This is a genomic window from Primorskyibacter sp. S187A, assembly GCF_049800955.1.
Lineage (GTDB): Bacteria > Pseudomonadota > Alphaproteobacteria > Rhodobacterales > Rhodobacteraceae > JAKVBH01.
In genome coordinates this window covers 1270025-1285092 of the sequence record NZ_JBNAGA010000002.1, presented here as the reverse complement: position 1 = coordinate 1285092, position 15068 = coordinate 1270025, and the positions used below count along the sequence as shown (strand labels likewise).

Here is a 15068-nt window from a genome sequence, read left to right as displayed (position 1 = left end):
CTAAGAAAGAAAATAAGAAAGAAACGCCGAATTTAAGAAAGCGTCGTGCATGAAAATCAAGTTCAAGTCGCAACCTTATCAGACAGCGGCGGTCGAGGCCGTGGTCGATTGCTTCGAAGGCCAGCCCAACACGGCGGCCCAAGTCTACCGGATCGATCCCGGTGTCCGAACGCAGATGCGGGCCGACGAAGACGGTTTTCGCAACGCCGACATCGCGATGCCTGCGAGCCAAGTGCTGGAAAACATCCGCAAGGTGCAGCAGCGCCAGAACCTGCCCCTGTCGGAAAGCCTCAGCAGTTTTGTCGATGACAAGGGCAAGCCCAAGAAGGCGAGCTACAAGGCGGGCGCGGCCATCAACCTCGACATCGAGATGGAGACCGGCACGGGCAAGACCTATTGCTATATCAAGTCCATCTTCGAGATGAACAAGCGCTATGGCTGGTCCAAGTTCATTATCATGGTGCCGTCGATTGCGATCCGAGAAGGTGTGGCCAAGTCGCTGGAGATGACGGCAGAGCATTTTGTCGAAAGCTACGGCAAGAAGGCGCGGTTCTTCATCTACAATTCCAAGCGGCTGCACGAGCTGGAGAGCTTTTCCTCGGACGCAGGCATCAACGTGATGGTGATCAACGTGCAGGCGTTTAACGCGTCGGGGGCCGACAACCGGCGGATCTACGAAGAGCTGGATGATTTCCAGTCCCGCAAGCCAATCGACGTGATCGCCAAGAACCGCCCAATCCTGATCCTCGATGAGCCGCAGAAGATGGAGGGCACGGCAACACAAAATGCCCTGCCCAAGTTCAACCCGCTGTTCATTCTGCGCTATTCCGCAACCCACAAGACCATCCACAACAAGGTGCATCGTCTGGATGCGGTTGATGCGTTCAGCCAGAAGCTGGTCAAGAAGATCGAAGTGCGCGGCATTCAGGCCAAGGGTCTGACCGGCACGAATGCGTATCTCTATCTGGAGGGCATCCAGATTTCCAAAAGCGACCCCGTGGCGCGGGTTGAGATGGAGGTTAAAACCAACTCGGGCATCAAGCGGGTGCTGCGGAAGGTTGAGAAAGGTCGCAACCTGTTTGATCTGTCCAAGGGGCTTGATCAATATCGGGATTTCGTCGTCTCTGACATCGACGCGCGCGTGGATGAGGTGCATTTCACCAACGGTGCCGTCCTGAAGGCCGGTGAAGCCAACGGCGACGTCACCGAACGTGACATTCGCCGCATTCAGATCCGCGAGACCATCGCGGCCCATCTGGAGCGTGAAAAGCAGATGTTCGCCAAGGGCATCAAGGTGCTGTCCCTGTTCTTCATCGACGAGGTGGCAAAATATCGGGACTATGACGCTGACGATGAAAAAGGCGAATATGCCCGTGTCTTCGAAGAGGAATACGAAGCGCTGAAGGCCGAGTATCTTGGCGAGTTGCCCTTGGAGGATGAGGCCTACCGAAAGCACCTGGACAGCATCGACATCAGTGCGACCCACAACGGCTACTTCTCGATCGACAAGAAGGGCAAGCTGGTTGATCCAAAGGTCAAAGCGCGTGGTGAGTTCGCCGGTTTGACGGATGACGTTTCAGCCTACGATCTGATCCTGAAGGACAAGGAGCGGCTGCTTTCCTTCGAAGAGCCGACGCGGTTCATCTTCTCCCACTCCGCGTTGCGCGAGGGCTGGGATAACCCCAACGTGTTTGTGATGTGCATGCTCAAACACAGCGACAACACCATATCGCGTCGTCAAGAGGTCGGCCGGGGTCTGCGCATCTCGGTCAACAAGAACGGCGACCGTATGGATCACGCGGCAACCGTGCATGACATCAATGTCCTGACCGTGGTGGCCAGTGAAAGCTATAAAGACTTTGTCGGCGGGCTTCAGAAGGAAATCGCCGAAAACCTGTCGGAGCGCCCGCGCCAAGCGAACGCCGAGTATTTCGAAGGTAAGTCGATCACGGTCAACGGCAGTGAATCCATTGTATCCAAGGACATGGCCAAACGCATCGAGCGGTATCTCATCAAAAACGACTACATCGATGACAACGATGGCATCACGCAAGCGTATCATGAAGCGCGTGAGGCGGGCACACTGGCTGGATTGCCCGAAGAACTGCTCGATTATCAGGAACAGATCCTGCAGCTGATCGATACCGTCTTCAACGGCACCCAGCTCGAGAACATGATGGGCGATGGCCGCAAACCCAAAGCCATCCCGCGAAACAAGAACTTCGAAAAGAAGGAGTTTCAGAAACTCTGGCAGCGCATCAACCGGAAAGCAGTCTATCAGGTTGAATTTGACTCCAACGATCTGGTCAGACGCTGCATCGATGCTTTGGATCGGGATCTCGTTGTCTCGCCTCTGCAATACGTCGTTACGGAAGGCACACTTTCGGATGAGCTGACTGAGGCTCAGCTTCGAACCGGAGCTGCGTTCAAGCAATCGGGTATACGCAGTGAGGAAAGCGGCTCTGCCCACTCGCTTGTTTCATATGATGTTATCGGCAAACTTGCCGAAGGTGCGGACTTGACGCGCGGGACGATCGGGAAAATTCTGACGGGAATGAGCGCTGCGAAGTTCTCGACGTTTCAGGCCAATCCGGAACAGTTTATCTCTGAGGCCTCACGCATAATCAAAGAGCAGAAGGCCACGACTGTCATCGAGCATCTGACCTATGATGCAACTGCCGATAGATACGACACCGATATTTTCCCCGCGACCCAGAGTGGCACCGACCTGACGCAAGCCGTCGGGAAGTTGCGAAACCACGTTTACGACTATGCTGTCGTCGACTCCGGGGTCGAACGAAAATTTGTAGAAGACTTGGATACAAGCGATGAAATCATCGTCTACTCCAAACTACCACAAGGGTTTCTGATCCCCACGCCCGTCGGTGACTACAATCCCGACTGGGCGATAGCTTTCAAAGAGCAATCCGTGCAGCACATATATTTTGTTGCGGAAACAAAGGGCTCACAGCCGTCCCTCAAGTTCCGCGAGTTGGAGCGAGAAAAAATCAAGTGCGCCAGAAAGTTCTTCGAGGAGATTGCGAACAGCGTCCCGAATGACCGGGTAAAGTATGACGTTGTGTCAGACTTTTCTGAGCTCATGTCTGCAGTTCGGGGCACCTAGCGATGCTTTGGAGATAGCCTATGTTCCGCGTTGATTTGAACCAAAACCGTTTGTCCCGCCTGACCCAGAAGCGCTTTTCTGACTTGAACCTGCGCGAGCGTGACCACTTGCAGGAGTGGCTGGCTAATCAACCTGACGCCCTCGGTGAGGAATTGCTGATCATTCAGAAGGAGTTCGACGGGTTTGATGAAACTCGCGAACGCCTGGATCTCTTGGCGCTCGACAAGGACGGCAACCTCGTTGTGATCGAGAACAAGCTTGATGACAGCGGGAGAGATGTGACGTGGCAGGCGCTGAAAGACACCGCGTATGTCTCGGGCCTGACCAAGACGCAGATCGTCGATATCTATCAGCAATACCTCGACCGCTATGCGGGCGGCGGCAATGCGGCCGTGCGGATTTGCGAGTTCATGGAGGTTGAGGAATTGGAAGAAACCGTCCTCAACCCAGGCAATGAACAGCGGATGATCTTCATAGCAGCCAATTTTCGGCGCGAGGCCACTGCAACAGTCCTATGGCTTCTCAGCCGCGGAATTCGCGCACAGTGTTTCAAGGTGACCCCGTATTCGTTTGGCGACGAGCTGATGGTCGATATTCAACAGATCATTCCAACGCCTGAAGCGGCGGACTTCATGATCGGAATGTCGAGCAAAGAAAACGAAGAGAAAGCCATCCAGGACACACAGAAAAAACGACATAAGCTGCGCGTGGACTTCTGGGAAGCTGCCCTTAAACAGCTGCGTGTCGACGGCGTTACACTTTACCAGAATATCAGCCCGACCAAGGATCATTGGCTCAGTGCAGGATCTGGGACACGGTCCTGCCCCTATCAGATGATCTTCTCCAGAGATGAAGCACGGGTCGAGATAAGCTTGCAGCGGTCAGAAACCGCAGAGAACAAATGGCTGTTCGATCAATTATACGGACAGAAAGATTCGGTCGAGGCGGCGTTCGGTGCTGAGCTTGATTGGCGACGCATGGACGACAAAAAGGCAAGCCGCATCGTCTACGCTCAACCCTTTGACGGTTTCAACCGGGAAACATGGCCTGAGATGATAGGTTGGCTTGCGGATCATATCCAAAATCTGGAAGCTGCCTTCAGCGAACCGCTTTCGCGCCTGAATCGGCAGGTCCGATCTCAAGACGAGATCACCTAGCAAGAATTGGTTCCGACCAAAAGGAAAGAGGCCTCTCCGAAGAGAGGCCTCCTATCCGCCCACACGGCGGCGATCTAACAGAGCAGATGCTTCAGTCTCTAAGCCGCCCTAGCGGCGGCGACCATGCGAAAGCAAGCTGCTTTGCCTCTAAGCCACCACTCGGCGGCTACCAGGCCACCAACTCGGTGGCTACAACTTTTAAGTATGCCTCAAATTTCCATGCGCAATATTTTCGAATACTCTTTTTTGATTTTTTTCGCTTAGAGATGAAAAAATCCACAAGCTGCGCCGCGCGACTGGTACATGCGAGCAAAGAGAAAGCTTTCGCGCTGCTACAACAAATTCTCTGGGCTATGGAGCGGTGATGAACTGGCACAAGCTGATTGCTGTTTCCTCATCCAGATGCCTCGCGAGCGTCACCGGGTCGCGCTGAAAACGGACCCTGCTTGATCGTTCAACAACACGAAGCAGTTGGACCGAGTTATTAAACGATCAGTGACTTTTGCGCAGTCGATGTCTTTTGCGTGTCCGTCAGTTAGCTGTGCATTCAAAGACTTCCCCGGCGGCGTCCAAGATAATGCCTTGGTCGTCGGCTTCGAATACATGCGCGATCTGACCGTCAGTGAACTCAAATCGAAACGCAGTCCCGTTTGATCCCAGCGGGCGCACCTCGTCGTAGGTGGTCGTGCGCCCCATCTCTTCCACGGTCGCAGCGCTCTCGGTAAAGGCGAATGTGAGCGTGCCCATTCCGCCAGATGTGCAGCTCCAACGGCCGAGATAAGGCAGGGCGGTTTGCTCATCGGTTTCAGTTTCTCGAGCTGAACGCTCCGACGGCACGGGATCTGCCGTTGCCGAAGGCACGGCTTGATCATTATTAGCTGACCGCGTGCAAGAGAAGGTGTCGCCCGAGGCCGGGGATGACCAGGTCATGCTGTCGGCCGTCACGTCCATCAGTCCGAGACGATAGCCATCCACAAATGTGACCCCAAAAATTCCGGGCGTGAATTCCCTCACTTCACGGTAGGGCAACGGCTCGCGCTGGGGTGTATTTTGATACCCATCCGAACCAAAAACATAGGTCGATCCTTCGCACTCCCAGGTGCCAAAGAACGGCTGTTCAGACACCGGCTCACCCTCGATCAAGCTCATGAGAAAAGCCCGGACATCACCCACGCGATCAAGACGCAGGTTCGCTCCGCCCGCGAGCGCTGCCTCACCTGCTTGAATGATCGCACCGCGCGTGTTGCTGCCTGTGATGCCGTCGATCGCGCCGCTGTAGAAGCCGCGATCCTTCAGTGCCTGTTGGATAGCGCGGCGGGCGGCTTCGTCCATTTGCCTGAAGGCTGCATCTAGTGCGTCCGTCGCCCGCGGCACGGTGCGCTCGACAACCAGGCCCGCAAAGCTGCACGACGCACCACGGAAATAGCTGCATCCACTTCCCGGATCGATCCACGCCAACCCGCTGTCGCTGTCCTGAAGAGTCAACTCGCAAGACGCGTTGCCCATCTGCTGGCGGAAGCTGAGCGTTCCGTCGGAGTTGCTGCGCAGCGGCCCCTCGAGCGCGCCGACGCACCCGTTGCCGGTGATGCCGAGGCTTGCATGGCCATCCCTAATCGTGAGCAAGCCCGTGCCCCCGTCATTTTTTGCCCTGTATGTTCCGTCCAACAGCTCGAGCGCATGTGTCGAAGTTGCAGTGGCCGCCAGCAGAATGCCGAGCGACGCGGAGCGCGATAGCTTGATCATAGTTCTTCCTAAATTCGTACGACTGATTCTATTGGGTTGCGAGCGCATCTGGCGTCGGCATACGGAGCCCCTGCACAACCATCCGACCGCCAGCGCGGTTTCCGAATTTATATCGCACTTGAATTCGACCATCGGCCTTTTGCCAAAGCTCAAAGCAAACTCCGCTCCAGTGTTCCGTCTTGGCAAGACAGACCTCATTGCCCACCACGCTGGACACCGAAGTGAATTCAGTCAGGTCCCCCCTTGCGCGGAACGCCTTATATTCTGCGCGCCCTCCTTCGAAAATGATAAAGCCATCTTGCGCTGCGTTGAGCAGTCATAACTCATTCTTGCCATCTCCACCCACGGTCGCGGATGAGATCAGCGCAGCAGCGTCGATTGGTGTATCCGGTCCAGCGGGAGTTTCGACCTCAGCAACTGTGGCCGTTTCGCAGCCGGCCAGGGCCAGAAGCGCGATGGTAAAAGTGGTGGCTGGAAAACGGCGAATAGTGCTGACGGCACGCATGAAGATGTCCCTTTGTTGCGTTTCTGATAGGTACCGAACTACTCGTATCGACGAGACCGGATTTCTCAGCTACGCGTTTGGTGAGCGACCTTCAATAGAGCTGGTTTCGCTTTCACAGCCCACCCCTTACGCAACCTGAACGTGTGGCGCCTTTGCCACATAAGGCGTTGATAACGTTTATATTTGTTTAAGGCGACCCGCTATTTCACCTCTTCAATCCGCCACAAATTCTTGCCACCCAGTTTGCGCGCGCGTAGGATAAGACCGCCCCTCGGCTCATCCCGAAGCTGGTTCAGAATTGCACCGACGGAATGAGCGGAGAGCGTCGGAGAGGTTGCTGAAAACTCTTTGAACGCAGCTTCGAGAGTCATGTATGTCCACATTTTTTGGCGCAGTTCCCGCGAACTGAATTCCGTGTCTTCCATGGCGTCGTGAATGTGGGCAAAAATGTCGGCCTCTTCAGGGCTGTCGACATCATTCTCGACCGTTGCCTCGAAGAGTCCCAAAGGATCTCGCAGACCAAGCTCCGGAAGGCGAGCTGCGATGTCTGCCAAAGGCACGCGGATCAGATCATTGACTTCTTCAAACGATCCGATCGTCCCCTGTGGCCTGGAGCACCGCTGCGCATGAGATGCAATGGTCAGAACGGCCGCGATGATGTTCTTACGTGTGCTCAGAGCTTCTTTGTGAGGAAGGAACCCGAAGTCGCGAAACCGGTGACCTTCGCCTGCTTCGGTCAACCCGATCCGAAGCACCTTTCGAGCAATGTTCTTGCCAAGCTCCACGCGACAGCCGTTCAGCAGTAGAAGTGCATCGTTTCTCAATGCACCGCCGCTCTTACTCAGTCCAAGGATGCGATCGGACCAGACGGGCGCGGTGATGAATGATGACAGTGTTTCGTTGTTCACCACACCATCCATGTTATCGAGTGCGATAACGCAATTACTCTCATAGAGCAGGGTAAAGAGCGTTTTCCGGAACTCGCTCAGATTCTTGCGCTCGATATTGCGCAGCTCCGGCATTGCACCGGTGCGTATTATCGCAAGCGCTTGCTGAAGGTAGCCCTTTCCGACGCCAGTTTTGAGAGTAGTGGTTACAATCATCGGGGAAAAGGAGAATAAAGGGCGAAGCACAGCGAGCATCACTGCAAAGATGGTCGCGGTCATTCCGAAGTCATCATCGAAATGGTAGCCTTGGAAAGGTTTCATGCAGGTGGCAACGGCTTCTTTGAGCTGTGCTTCCGTCGGCTCCGAATAGATCGGCGGAAACCGTGCCGCACCATTCAAAATGAAAAGCCCTGAAGCTGCGTCATAACCAGGCTTCGTAATCAATGACCCATCTGGCAGCAGCAGGGGATGATCAGCAAAACCATTGAGGACGGGCAGCCGATCTGGAGCCACTTCCATGATCTGCCCGAGCAAATTGCGATCGAACCTGATGGTCGAACGGGTTTCACCTAGGCGCGTGGTCTTGACTTGATAAGGCAGCACGAGTTTCGAAAGCTCATATGCGAGCCGTGGTTCACTCACCGGATCGGCGCGGCCGTTCCGCACATGAACGATCGTCATTCCCGACCTGAAGAACACGCCGGTCTGATGCATCTGCGTGATGCATTCATCAATGAACTGGGCGTTGCGTTCGGGGCTGTATTCGATCGAAATCCGAGTCACGCCAGATTTGTCGGCTTCTGGGAGAAGCTGATAAGTGGCGCCGCCGCGCGCTTGTGACACAAGAACCGGATTGTCTTCGTTCAGAAAAAGCTTTCCGACGATGCGTCCGCCGTCATAATCGGGCTCAATGGGATCTCGGGTCAGCGCGTGATCGTAGGTCTTCTTGTCGGACAAGATGTCAGATACCGAGACGGAGATAGGGTCCATCTCAGGCGACAGCTAAACCTCGATTTGATAGTCCCCGGCAAGCGTGTTCTCATCAAGCGCACCCTCGAGCATGGTGTTGATCTCGTAGTCTGACAGCTTAAGTTTTCCAGCCAGACGCAAGCGCCGCTCAGCCTTCCATTCTTCCCGTTTCTTACGGGCTTCGGCTGCAGCGGCTTTCATCGCCTCGTCGAGCCGTGCTGCGGCCGTCTCTGCGGTGTCCGGAGCCATGCCAACCAACACAGCATCCAAAAATTTCATCTGCAAAGTCATACCACTACCTCCGGTGCGCCGCGCATTTGTTTCAGTCCTTCTCCCGTGCTCGCGCCGGCCGCAATATCCAAACGGTTGGGCTGATAGACCGCATGGTCCATAGGTGTTCGCTTCAGACATGTTCCGCTCTTGCTGATGCGAATGTAGCCGTGGCCTGCCGCCCAGAACCGTGCCTCAAAGGCTTTTGACAATTCGGGAATCTTGCGGGCGTCACTGACCGGGACGTAAATGCGCTGCCCCCTGAGACCAGTCAGATCGGCTCCGCCCTCTGTGCAGATGTGGCTGCTACTCGAAGCCCACCACACCTTCGGCACGCCGTTGAGTTCGGGGCAGATCTTTTCAAAAAGCTCCAGAAGCTCGTTCTTGCTGAGCGCCGTCCCGCCATCATCAGGATCATAATCAATCATGAAGATCCCGGGCCCATCAGGCCACTCAAAGCAATCGTTCGTCCGCGCGATGATGCCGGGTTTTCCGTTTTCCTTCGCGAGCTCGAATTCTTCTTTTGTGACGATCCGTGCTGTATCCAGTCCTTTTGGGACACCGTAGATAAGCGCCTCGTTGCTGCGCAGCCCCGCAATAAGCTCTGCGAACTGATGCATGTCGGCAATCTCAATCACGTTACAAAATCCTTCGGTCATATGACCGCCAGGTTTGATATTCAGTTCCCCGTTCTGGAGTTCATAGCGCTTGGACAGCACTCTGGGTACTCGCGCAGTCACCTGTGTCACCTTGATCATCTTATCCTCGTCGGAATTACGTCTTGTCCCGAGTATTGATGAGTTCAGGCCGCATTAAACAATCGATCCTGGACGCAGAAATGTGGATAACTTCGCAGCGACGCTATAAACCTCTGTTTTCAAATGTATTTTATAATCTATTTCTGCTGCGGAGGAGATAGAAGTGACTTGATTTGACGAGGTTCTGGCCTTCACTTCATATTCTATTTCAATGACAGATCGTTGATTGAAGGTGAAGTAGGTGAAGTGTTTTTCTAGGTTTGCATAAAAGAAAAAACTTAGAGGCTACAGTCGGAAAAAATGAGATATCAACTCACCTCACTTCACCTCTCGACACGTTCGTTTCGATAGTAAGGGCTTCAACACGCAAGCGAACTTGCTAGCGGACCATCTCTGCAAGAGCTGTGATGTGGTACGCTCCATCCCACTTGTTAGAAGAAGTGGACAACTCCATGCAGAGAGCAGGCGAGATCGGATATTAGCCGTCGCGGCCGGCCACGGCAGCCTTCTGCCATGCGATCACCTCTTCCTCGATCCACGCTTTGCGATAGTCGCCCAGAGGCACTGGTGCCGGGAATCTTCCTTCCTGGGACCACCGTTCAAGAGTTGACCGGGACAACGAAGTCCTTTGTGTCACATCTCGAGGTGAGAGAAAAACGATGGATGACCCATCCTCGACTGAATTGGAAACTTGCATAGTTTCAGAGTTCTGGGCTGGCATTTCGGTCGGCTCACTTCAGTCAACTGTCTTGTTGAGAGAACTATAGGAGCCAAGCGCGGCCCGTTTAACCGCGCCGTTGGTGTAACATGTGGATAACTTCTTCACCCGAGACGGCATATTTGTAGCGCGCGGTTTACACTCGGTCCTGCAACCCTGCATTCAGTTTCGCAATAGCGACATCAAGCGCAAACGGGACGAGCCATGATTATGACTACGTCCCGTGGTGTCAGCTACAAACTTACATAGCCGGCAGCTTGACGGTGTCGATGATCGAGCGCTCCGCCAATTCGTCATAATAGTCGGCGAGCCATTTCATCATACCACGGCGCGGACCGATGTATTCAGCCGCGTTATATGTGCCGCGGACTGTGTCATCGATGTGAGACAGCTGGCGCTCGATCCAATCTTTGTCGAACCGCCGCCGCTCTTCGTCACCAATGCCGACCGTTGCTTCATTCGCAAAAGTAGAAAATGTCGTACGGACTCCATGCAGCGTGACAACTTCTTTCGGAAAGCCCATGCGCCGATAACCCTGATTGATCGTGTTTTCGAAAAGACAAACCCCCGGCGAGTTCACAGTCTCAAAAATGCATTTGCGCCGGCCGGTGATCAGGTGAAGTTTGCGCAAGAGATGCAGCGCCTGTCTCGACAATGGCACAAGATGATCGCCGGGGCAATCGCCCTTCATCCGCTTCTGCGGCACCCGCCAAACGGCGTTTTCAAAATCGATTTCATCCCATGTCCCGCTGCGCAGTTCTTCGGAACGAAGTGCCACGAGAGGGGCGATTTGCTTCGCGAGGACGGTTACAGGGTGCCCGCTGTAGTCGTCACAAGCCCTCAAGAACTCGCCGAAGAGCTAAGGGGCTTTGATTGCGGCATGATTTTTCGGTCTCGGTGAGGCCACCAAACCGCGCAGATCCGGGCTCGGGTCCCTCGTAGCCAGTCCTGCAGCAATCCCATGCCGCATGACCTGCCCGACATAAGCTCTGGCACGATGTGCCGTGTCGAGCTTGTTTTCAGCTTCCAAACGCAACAAAAGGTTGCGGAGATGCGGCGGCTCGATTTCCATCGGATCCATGTGCCCGATCTCCGTCAGAATGAGACGATGAAGCCAGTCGTATTTCTGCAGTGTCTTGAACGAAGCCTTCTCACGTGTGCGCTTCGCAATGAACGAGAGGCTCAAAGCTTCAAAAGTCCGCTTGGTTACGTTTTCCTGCGCCGCCAGAGCTTTGGCAGAAGCCTCTTTCACCGCGTTTGAATGCTCAACGGGATCCTGTCCGGCGCGAAGCACCCGCTTTGCTTCCTCACGACGTTCCCGTGCTTCAGCGAGGGTCACAGACGGGAACGGGCCAAAAGACGCGGTCTTCTGGCGGCCAAGATGACGGTAATTCATGCGCCACAACTTGCTCCCTTTGGGATTTACGAGAAGGTAGAGGCCCCCGCCGTCCGAAAGCTTCACAGGCTTCGGCCCGGGTTTGATGTTTTTCACTTGCGTTGCACTTAATGACATATTTGCTCCTTTGATGTCCGTTTGTTGGTATGTTGGTATCCAACTTACGGGGAGCTATGAGCCGGGTTCTGAAAATACCAACGATCATATCAACAAAATGTGGATAACTATGATCTGGATGGCAAGCATGGGAAATGCGTTGACAGGCTAACCCATTGAAAACAGGTCACTATGGAAAGCATGGCAAACATGGTGAGGGATGTTGTGGTGCCCGGGGGCGGAATCGAACCACCGACACGAGGATTTTCAAACCGAAGCTTATTGATTACGCTCAACCGCTTAGGTTCCAAAAATCTGTCAAACCCAACACGGCGCATCAATCACTTAGCGGCGAATTGTCAAACCTCCGCTCTGAGGCCATCCGATGAGCTGGCGGGTGGCGAATGCGTGTGCGGAGCGGAAGTTCGGGAGTGCGACGCGCAAGCAGATCATCATGTTCCTTGCGGACAAGGCGAGTGATGACGGTTCTGGCATCTGGTGTTCAAAGGGAACGATCCAGAGGCACACAGAGTTGGGCGAGACGACGGTCAAGCGGACAATCCGCGACTTCCTGAAGGAAGGCATCCTAGTCGAGACCGGCGCACGCGGGTGCAAGAATGGATTCACAGTCGTTTACCGGATCGATCTCACCCAGATCGAGGCACTGGAACTGACTGCTGAGCCCGAGATTGAGACGGGGGCCACAGTGGACCCCGTCCAGACTGGCCCCGGAACGGGGGCCACAGTGGCCGGGGTACCGGGGCCACCACGGCCCCCAAACCATCCTAAAACCATCCTTAAACCCCCTACGCGCGAGCGCGAGGCGGCGGAGGATGAAGAGGCTGAGAAGATATTGGGGGCCTATCCGCCGGACCGGTTGCGCGGGAAGGCTGAGTGTCTCAGTCGGATCAGGGAGGCTTTGGACGCTGGGATAGCGGTCGAGGACCTGTTGCAGGCCGTGAAGACCTACGCGACCGAGAGCGCGGGCTTCACCCGCTCGAAAGTCTGCTTCTCGGACAACTGGTTCAGGTCCGGGCGCTGGCGCGCCTATGTCGAGGACATCGCCAAGTGCCGAGATGAAGCGAAGGCGAAGGAAGCTCAGATGCTCGCAGGCTTGGCCAATTGGGTCACGGGCAAACACCCCCTTTGCCGCCACATCACTCCCGGCCAGATCGATGCACTCTTGGCCGCTGAACTGGTGACACAGACGCAAATCCAGGCGGCAGGCCTCAGATGATGACCGCAACCGATCCCACCGAAGAGCAAACAGCAAGGCGACCCATGTCATACGCTGACGCAGCTGACACGGGGCCTTGCGAGGGGCGGCAAGCCTCCCCTTCGAACCCCACCGGCGAGGGCAAAGCCCCCGCCAAAGAGCCGCTGAGCGAGACCTTCGTCTTACGCTGCACCGCGTCCGAGAAGGCGCAGCTGCGCGCCAAGGCCGAGGCCGCTGGTATGCCTGCCTCGACGCTTCTGCGCGAGGCGCTTGGCCTGACCGAAGCGCGCCGCCGCAAGCCAATTCCCCGCGTCGATCCAGCACATGTGCTGGCGGTCGGGCGCATCGGCGGCAACCTCAACCAGATTGCACGTTGGCTGAACCACGCCATGAAGATCGGGCGCACGGACCTCGACTCGCTGACCGTTGCCCGCCGCCTTGTGGTGATCGAACGCCAGCTTGCCGCCCTCCTCGATGAGGCGCGGCGGTGTTGATCAAGTTCTTCCCCAACGGCAAAGGCGCGGGGGCGGGGCCGGTCGGCTACCTCGTGGCCGAGCGCGTGCTGGCTTACGACGGCAACCGCGACCTGATCCGCGATGCCGACGGCCAGCCCATGACCGTCACCCGTGATCCGCTGCCCGAGGTCCTGCGCGGCAACCCGGAACGCACTGAAACCCTGATTGACGCCAGCCGCCACCAGTGGACCTACCGCGCGGGCGTGATCAGCTTTGCCGATAGCGACAACCCGACCGAGGACCAGCAGGCCGAGGTCATGGAACAGTTCGAGCGGCTGGCCTTCGCGGGGCTGGACCCTGAGCAATATGAGGTGCTCTGGGTCCGCCATCGCCACGAAGGCCGGGTCGAGCTTCATTTCTGCACGCCGCGCCTGGAACTGACGACGGGCAAGAGCCTCAACATCGCGCCACCGGGCTACCAGGACGCCTATGACAGCCTCCGAGACGTGATGAACCAGCGCCACGGTTGGGCTGACCCGATGGATGTCGATCGCGCGCAGGAGGTCCGAGACACCGTCGAGGCCCCGACCCGCGCCCAAGGCCGCGACGAGCTGCATGCCTGGATACAGGACCAAATCGACATGGGCCTGATCACCGACCGCGCGTCCATGATCGACGCACTCACCGACGCAGGCTTCGACCTGCCGCGTACCGGCAAGGCCTACATCACCGCCCGCGACCCCGAGACTGGCGAGCGCTGGCGGCTGAAAGGAGAGATTTTCCATGAAGACTGGCAAGCCGACCCGGCTGAGCGAGAAGTTGAACGCGGAGCTCGACGAGATCAGGCAGGAACACGTCGCCTCGATTTCGTCCCAGCTCAAGAGCTTCAGGATCGATTTGAGGAACATTGTGGGCGCCGCGCAGCATACCATCGCGAGCGATACGCGCCGCTTCCAGACCGAGACCACGAGCATCTTCGAGACGCGGCTGAGGTCGATCCGCCTGTGGCTGACGATCTCGCCCTGGCTGATCGCGGCGATGGTGCTGACGGGGATCGCCTCGATGATGGCCGCGAGCTTTTTCTGGACGGTACATTTGACGCGCTCGGAACTGACGGAAATGGGCCTGACGCGGATCGAGCGGCCCGAGGGGACCTGGCTGATCCTGGACCCATCGAAGACGCGTCTGCGGACCTGCACGATGGGCGAGAGACACGTCACCTGCATTCGGATCGAGGAGGATTAGATGACCCAACTGACAGCCTTGGAACGCGACTTGCTCGCCTGCGTCGAGCGGTTGGTGACGGCCTCAGAGGCCTCCGCGAAGGATTTGACCGCCTTGGAGACACGCTCGACCGGCAGGATCGAGAGGGAACTGGCTGGTTTGAAAGACTGCGTGACCTTGCTCATTCGTTCACAAGCCGCATCCATGAAGGCCTTGAGCGGATTGCTGAACGACGAGGCGAGTTACAAGACGCTGGACGAGAGCTTGCAGCAGAGCTTGACCTTAGCGAAAGCCGCCGCCGAGAGGTTGAGGAACAGCTAGACAGCCAGGAGGCGCATGCGGAGCGGGGGTTGCGGCACTAGGGCGTGTATTTGATAGTTTCGTGAAACCGCCCCTTTGGATCGAACCTTTGATTCATCGTGAAGGCGAAAACCTAGCCAGTGCAAATACTCGCGGCACAATTATGTCGTTCCTTCAGCGAAGGCCCTTCCCTGTTGAGTTGAATTCTTGCAAGTTGCCTTTGTTTGACGCTTTTGTAAGGAAATGAGTT

Annotated in this window: 13 protein-coding genes; 5 read left to right on the top strand and 8 right to left on the bottom strand. The window is 56.2% G+C overall.

Going from position 1 to position 15068, the window contains the following annotated elements; genetic code table 11:
* Positions 1–49: 49 nt before the first annotated feature.
* Together ACP15S_RS17290 and ACP15S_RS17285 are read left to right on the top strand one after the other, a co-directional pair.
* Entirely contained in the window at positions 50–3124 is a 3075-nt protein-coding gene (locus tag ACP15S_RS17290) for a type III restriction-modification system endonuclease (protein WP_425040875.1), read from the top strand.
* A gap of 20 nt (positions 3125–3144) precedes the next feature.
* Positions 3145–4281, top strand: coding sequence for a DUF4268 domain-containing protein (locus ACP15S_RS17285; protein WP_425040874.1), 1137 nt, complete (start codon positions 3145–3147; stop codon positions 4279–4281).
* A 531-nt stretch (positions 4282–4812) separates the two neighbouring features.
* Here ACP15S_RS17285 and ACP15S_RS17280 read toward each other — a convergent pair.
* From ACP15S_RS17280 to ACP15S_RS17245, 8 genes are all read right to left on the bottom strand, one after another.
* Positions 4813–6024: a peptidoglycan-binding domain-containing protein gene (locus tag ACP15S_RS17280; protein WP_425040873.1), complete on the bottom strand. Its 1212-nt coding sequence runs from the start codon at positions 6022–6024 to the stop codon at positions 4813–4815.
* 316 nt (positions 6025–6340) lie between these two features.
* Positions 6341–6529, bottom strand: coding sequence for a hypothetical protein (locus ACP15S_RS17275; protein ID WP_425040872.1), 189 nt, complete (start codon positions 6527–6529; stop codon positions 6341–6343).
* A 200-nt stretch (positions 6530–6729) separates the two neighbouring features.
* Positions 6730–8373, bottom strand: a complete 1644-nt coding sequence (locus ACP15S_RS17270; RefSeq protein WP_425040871.1) for a hypothetical protein — start codon at positions 8371–8373, stop codon at positions 6730–6732.
* Between the two features lie 45 nt (positions 8374–8418).
* Positions 8419–8664 carry a hypothetical protein gene (locus ACP15S_RS17265; RefSeq protein WP_425040870.1) on the bottom strand — a complete coding sequence of 82 codons (246 nt, stop codon included), beginning with the start codon at positions 8662–8664 and terminating at the stop codon, positions 8419–8421.
* Between the two features lie 8 nt (positions 8665–8672).
* Positions 8673–9413: a hypothetical protein gene (locus tag ACP15S_RS17260; protein ID WP_425040869.1), complete on the bottom strand. Its 741-nt coding sequence runs from the start codon at positions 9411–9413 to the stop codon at positions 8673–8675.
* Positions 9414–9891: 478 nt separating this feature from the next.
* Positions 9892–10110 (bottom strand): helix-turn-helix transcriptional regulator, encoded by a 219-nt coding sequence (locus ACP15S_RS17255; protein WP_425040868.1) that lies wholly within the window; start codon positions 10108–10110, stop codon positions 9892–9894.
* 262 nt (positions 10111–10372) lie between these two features.
* Positions 10373–10975, bottom strand: coding sequence for a tyrosine-type recombinase/integrase (locus ACP15S_RS17250; RefSeq protein WP_425040867.1), 603 nt, complete (start codon positions 10973–10975; stop codon positions 10373–10375).
* 15 nt (positions 10976–10990) lie between these two features.
* Positions 10991–11644 carry a tyrosine-type recombinase/integrase gene (locus ACP15S_RS17245; RefSeq protein ID WP_425040866.1) on the bottom strand — a complete coding sequence of 218 codons (654 nt, stop codon included), beginning with the start codon at positions 11642–11644 and terminating at the stop codon, positions 10991–10993.
* A 364-nt stretch (positions 11645–12008) separates the two neighbouring features.
* Here ACP15S_RS17245 and ACP15S_RS17240 point away from each other — a divergent pair, with 364 nt between their 5' ends.
* Genes ACP15S_RS17240 through ACP15S_RS17230 form a run of 3 tightly spaced genes read left to right on the top strand, consistent with a single transcriptional unit; the run spans position 12009 to position 14880 of the window.
* Positions 12009–12860 (top strand): hypothetical protein, encoded by an 852-nt coding sequence (locus tag ACP15S_RS17240; RefSeq protein WP_425040865.1) that lies wholly within the window; start codon positions 12009–12011, stop codon positions 12858–12860.
* 44 nt (positions 12861–12904) lie between these two features.
* The gene (locus tag ACP15S_RS17235; protein ID WP_425040864.1) at positions 12905–13333 is read left to right on the top strand and encodes a plasmid mobilization protein; all 429 of its coding nucleotides are present in this window, start codon (positions 12905–12907) and stop codon (positions 13331–13333) included.
* Positions 13327–14880, top strand: a complete 1554-nt coding sequence (locus ACP15S_RS17230) for a relaxase/mobilization nuclease domain-containing protein (RefSeq protein ID WP_425040863.1) — start codon at positions 13327–13329, stop codon at positions 14878–14880. Before ACP15S_RS17235 ends, ACP15S_RS17230 begins: the two co-directional genes overlap by 7 nt.
* Positions 14881–15068: the final 188 nt, after the last annotated feature.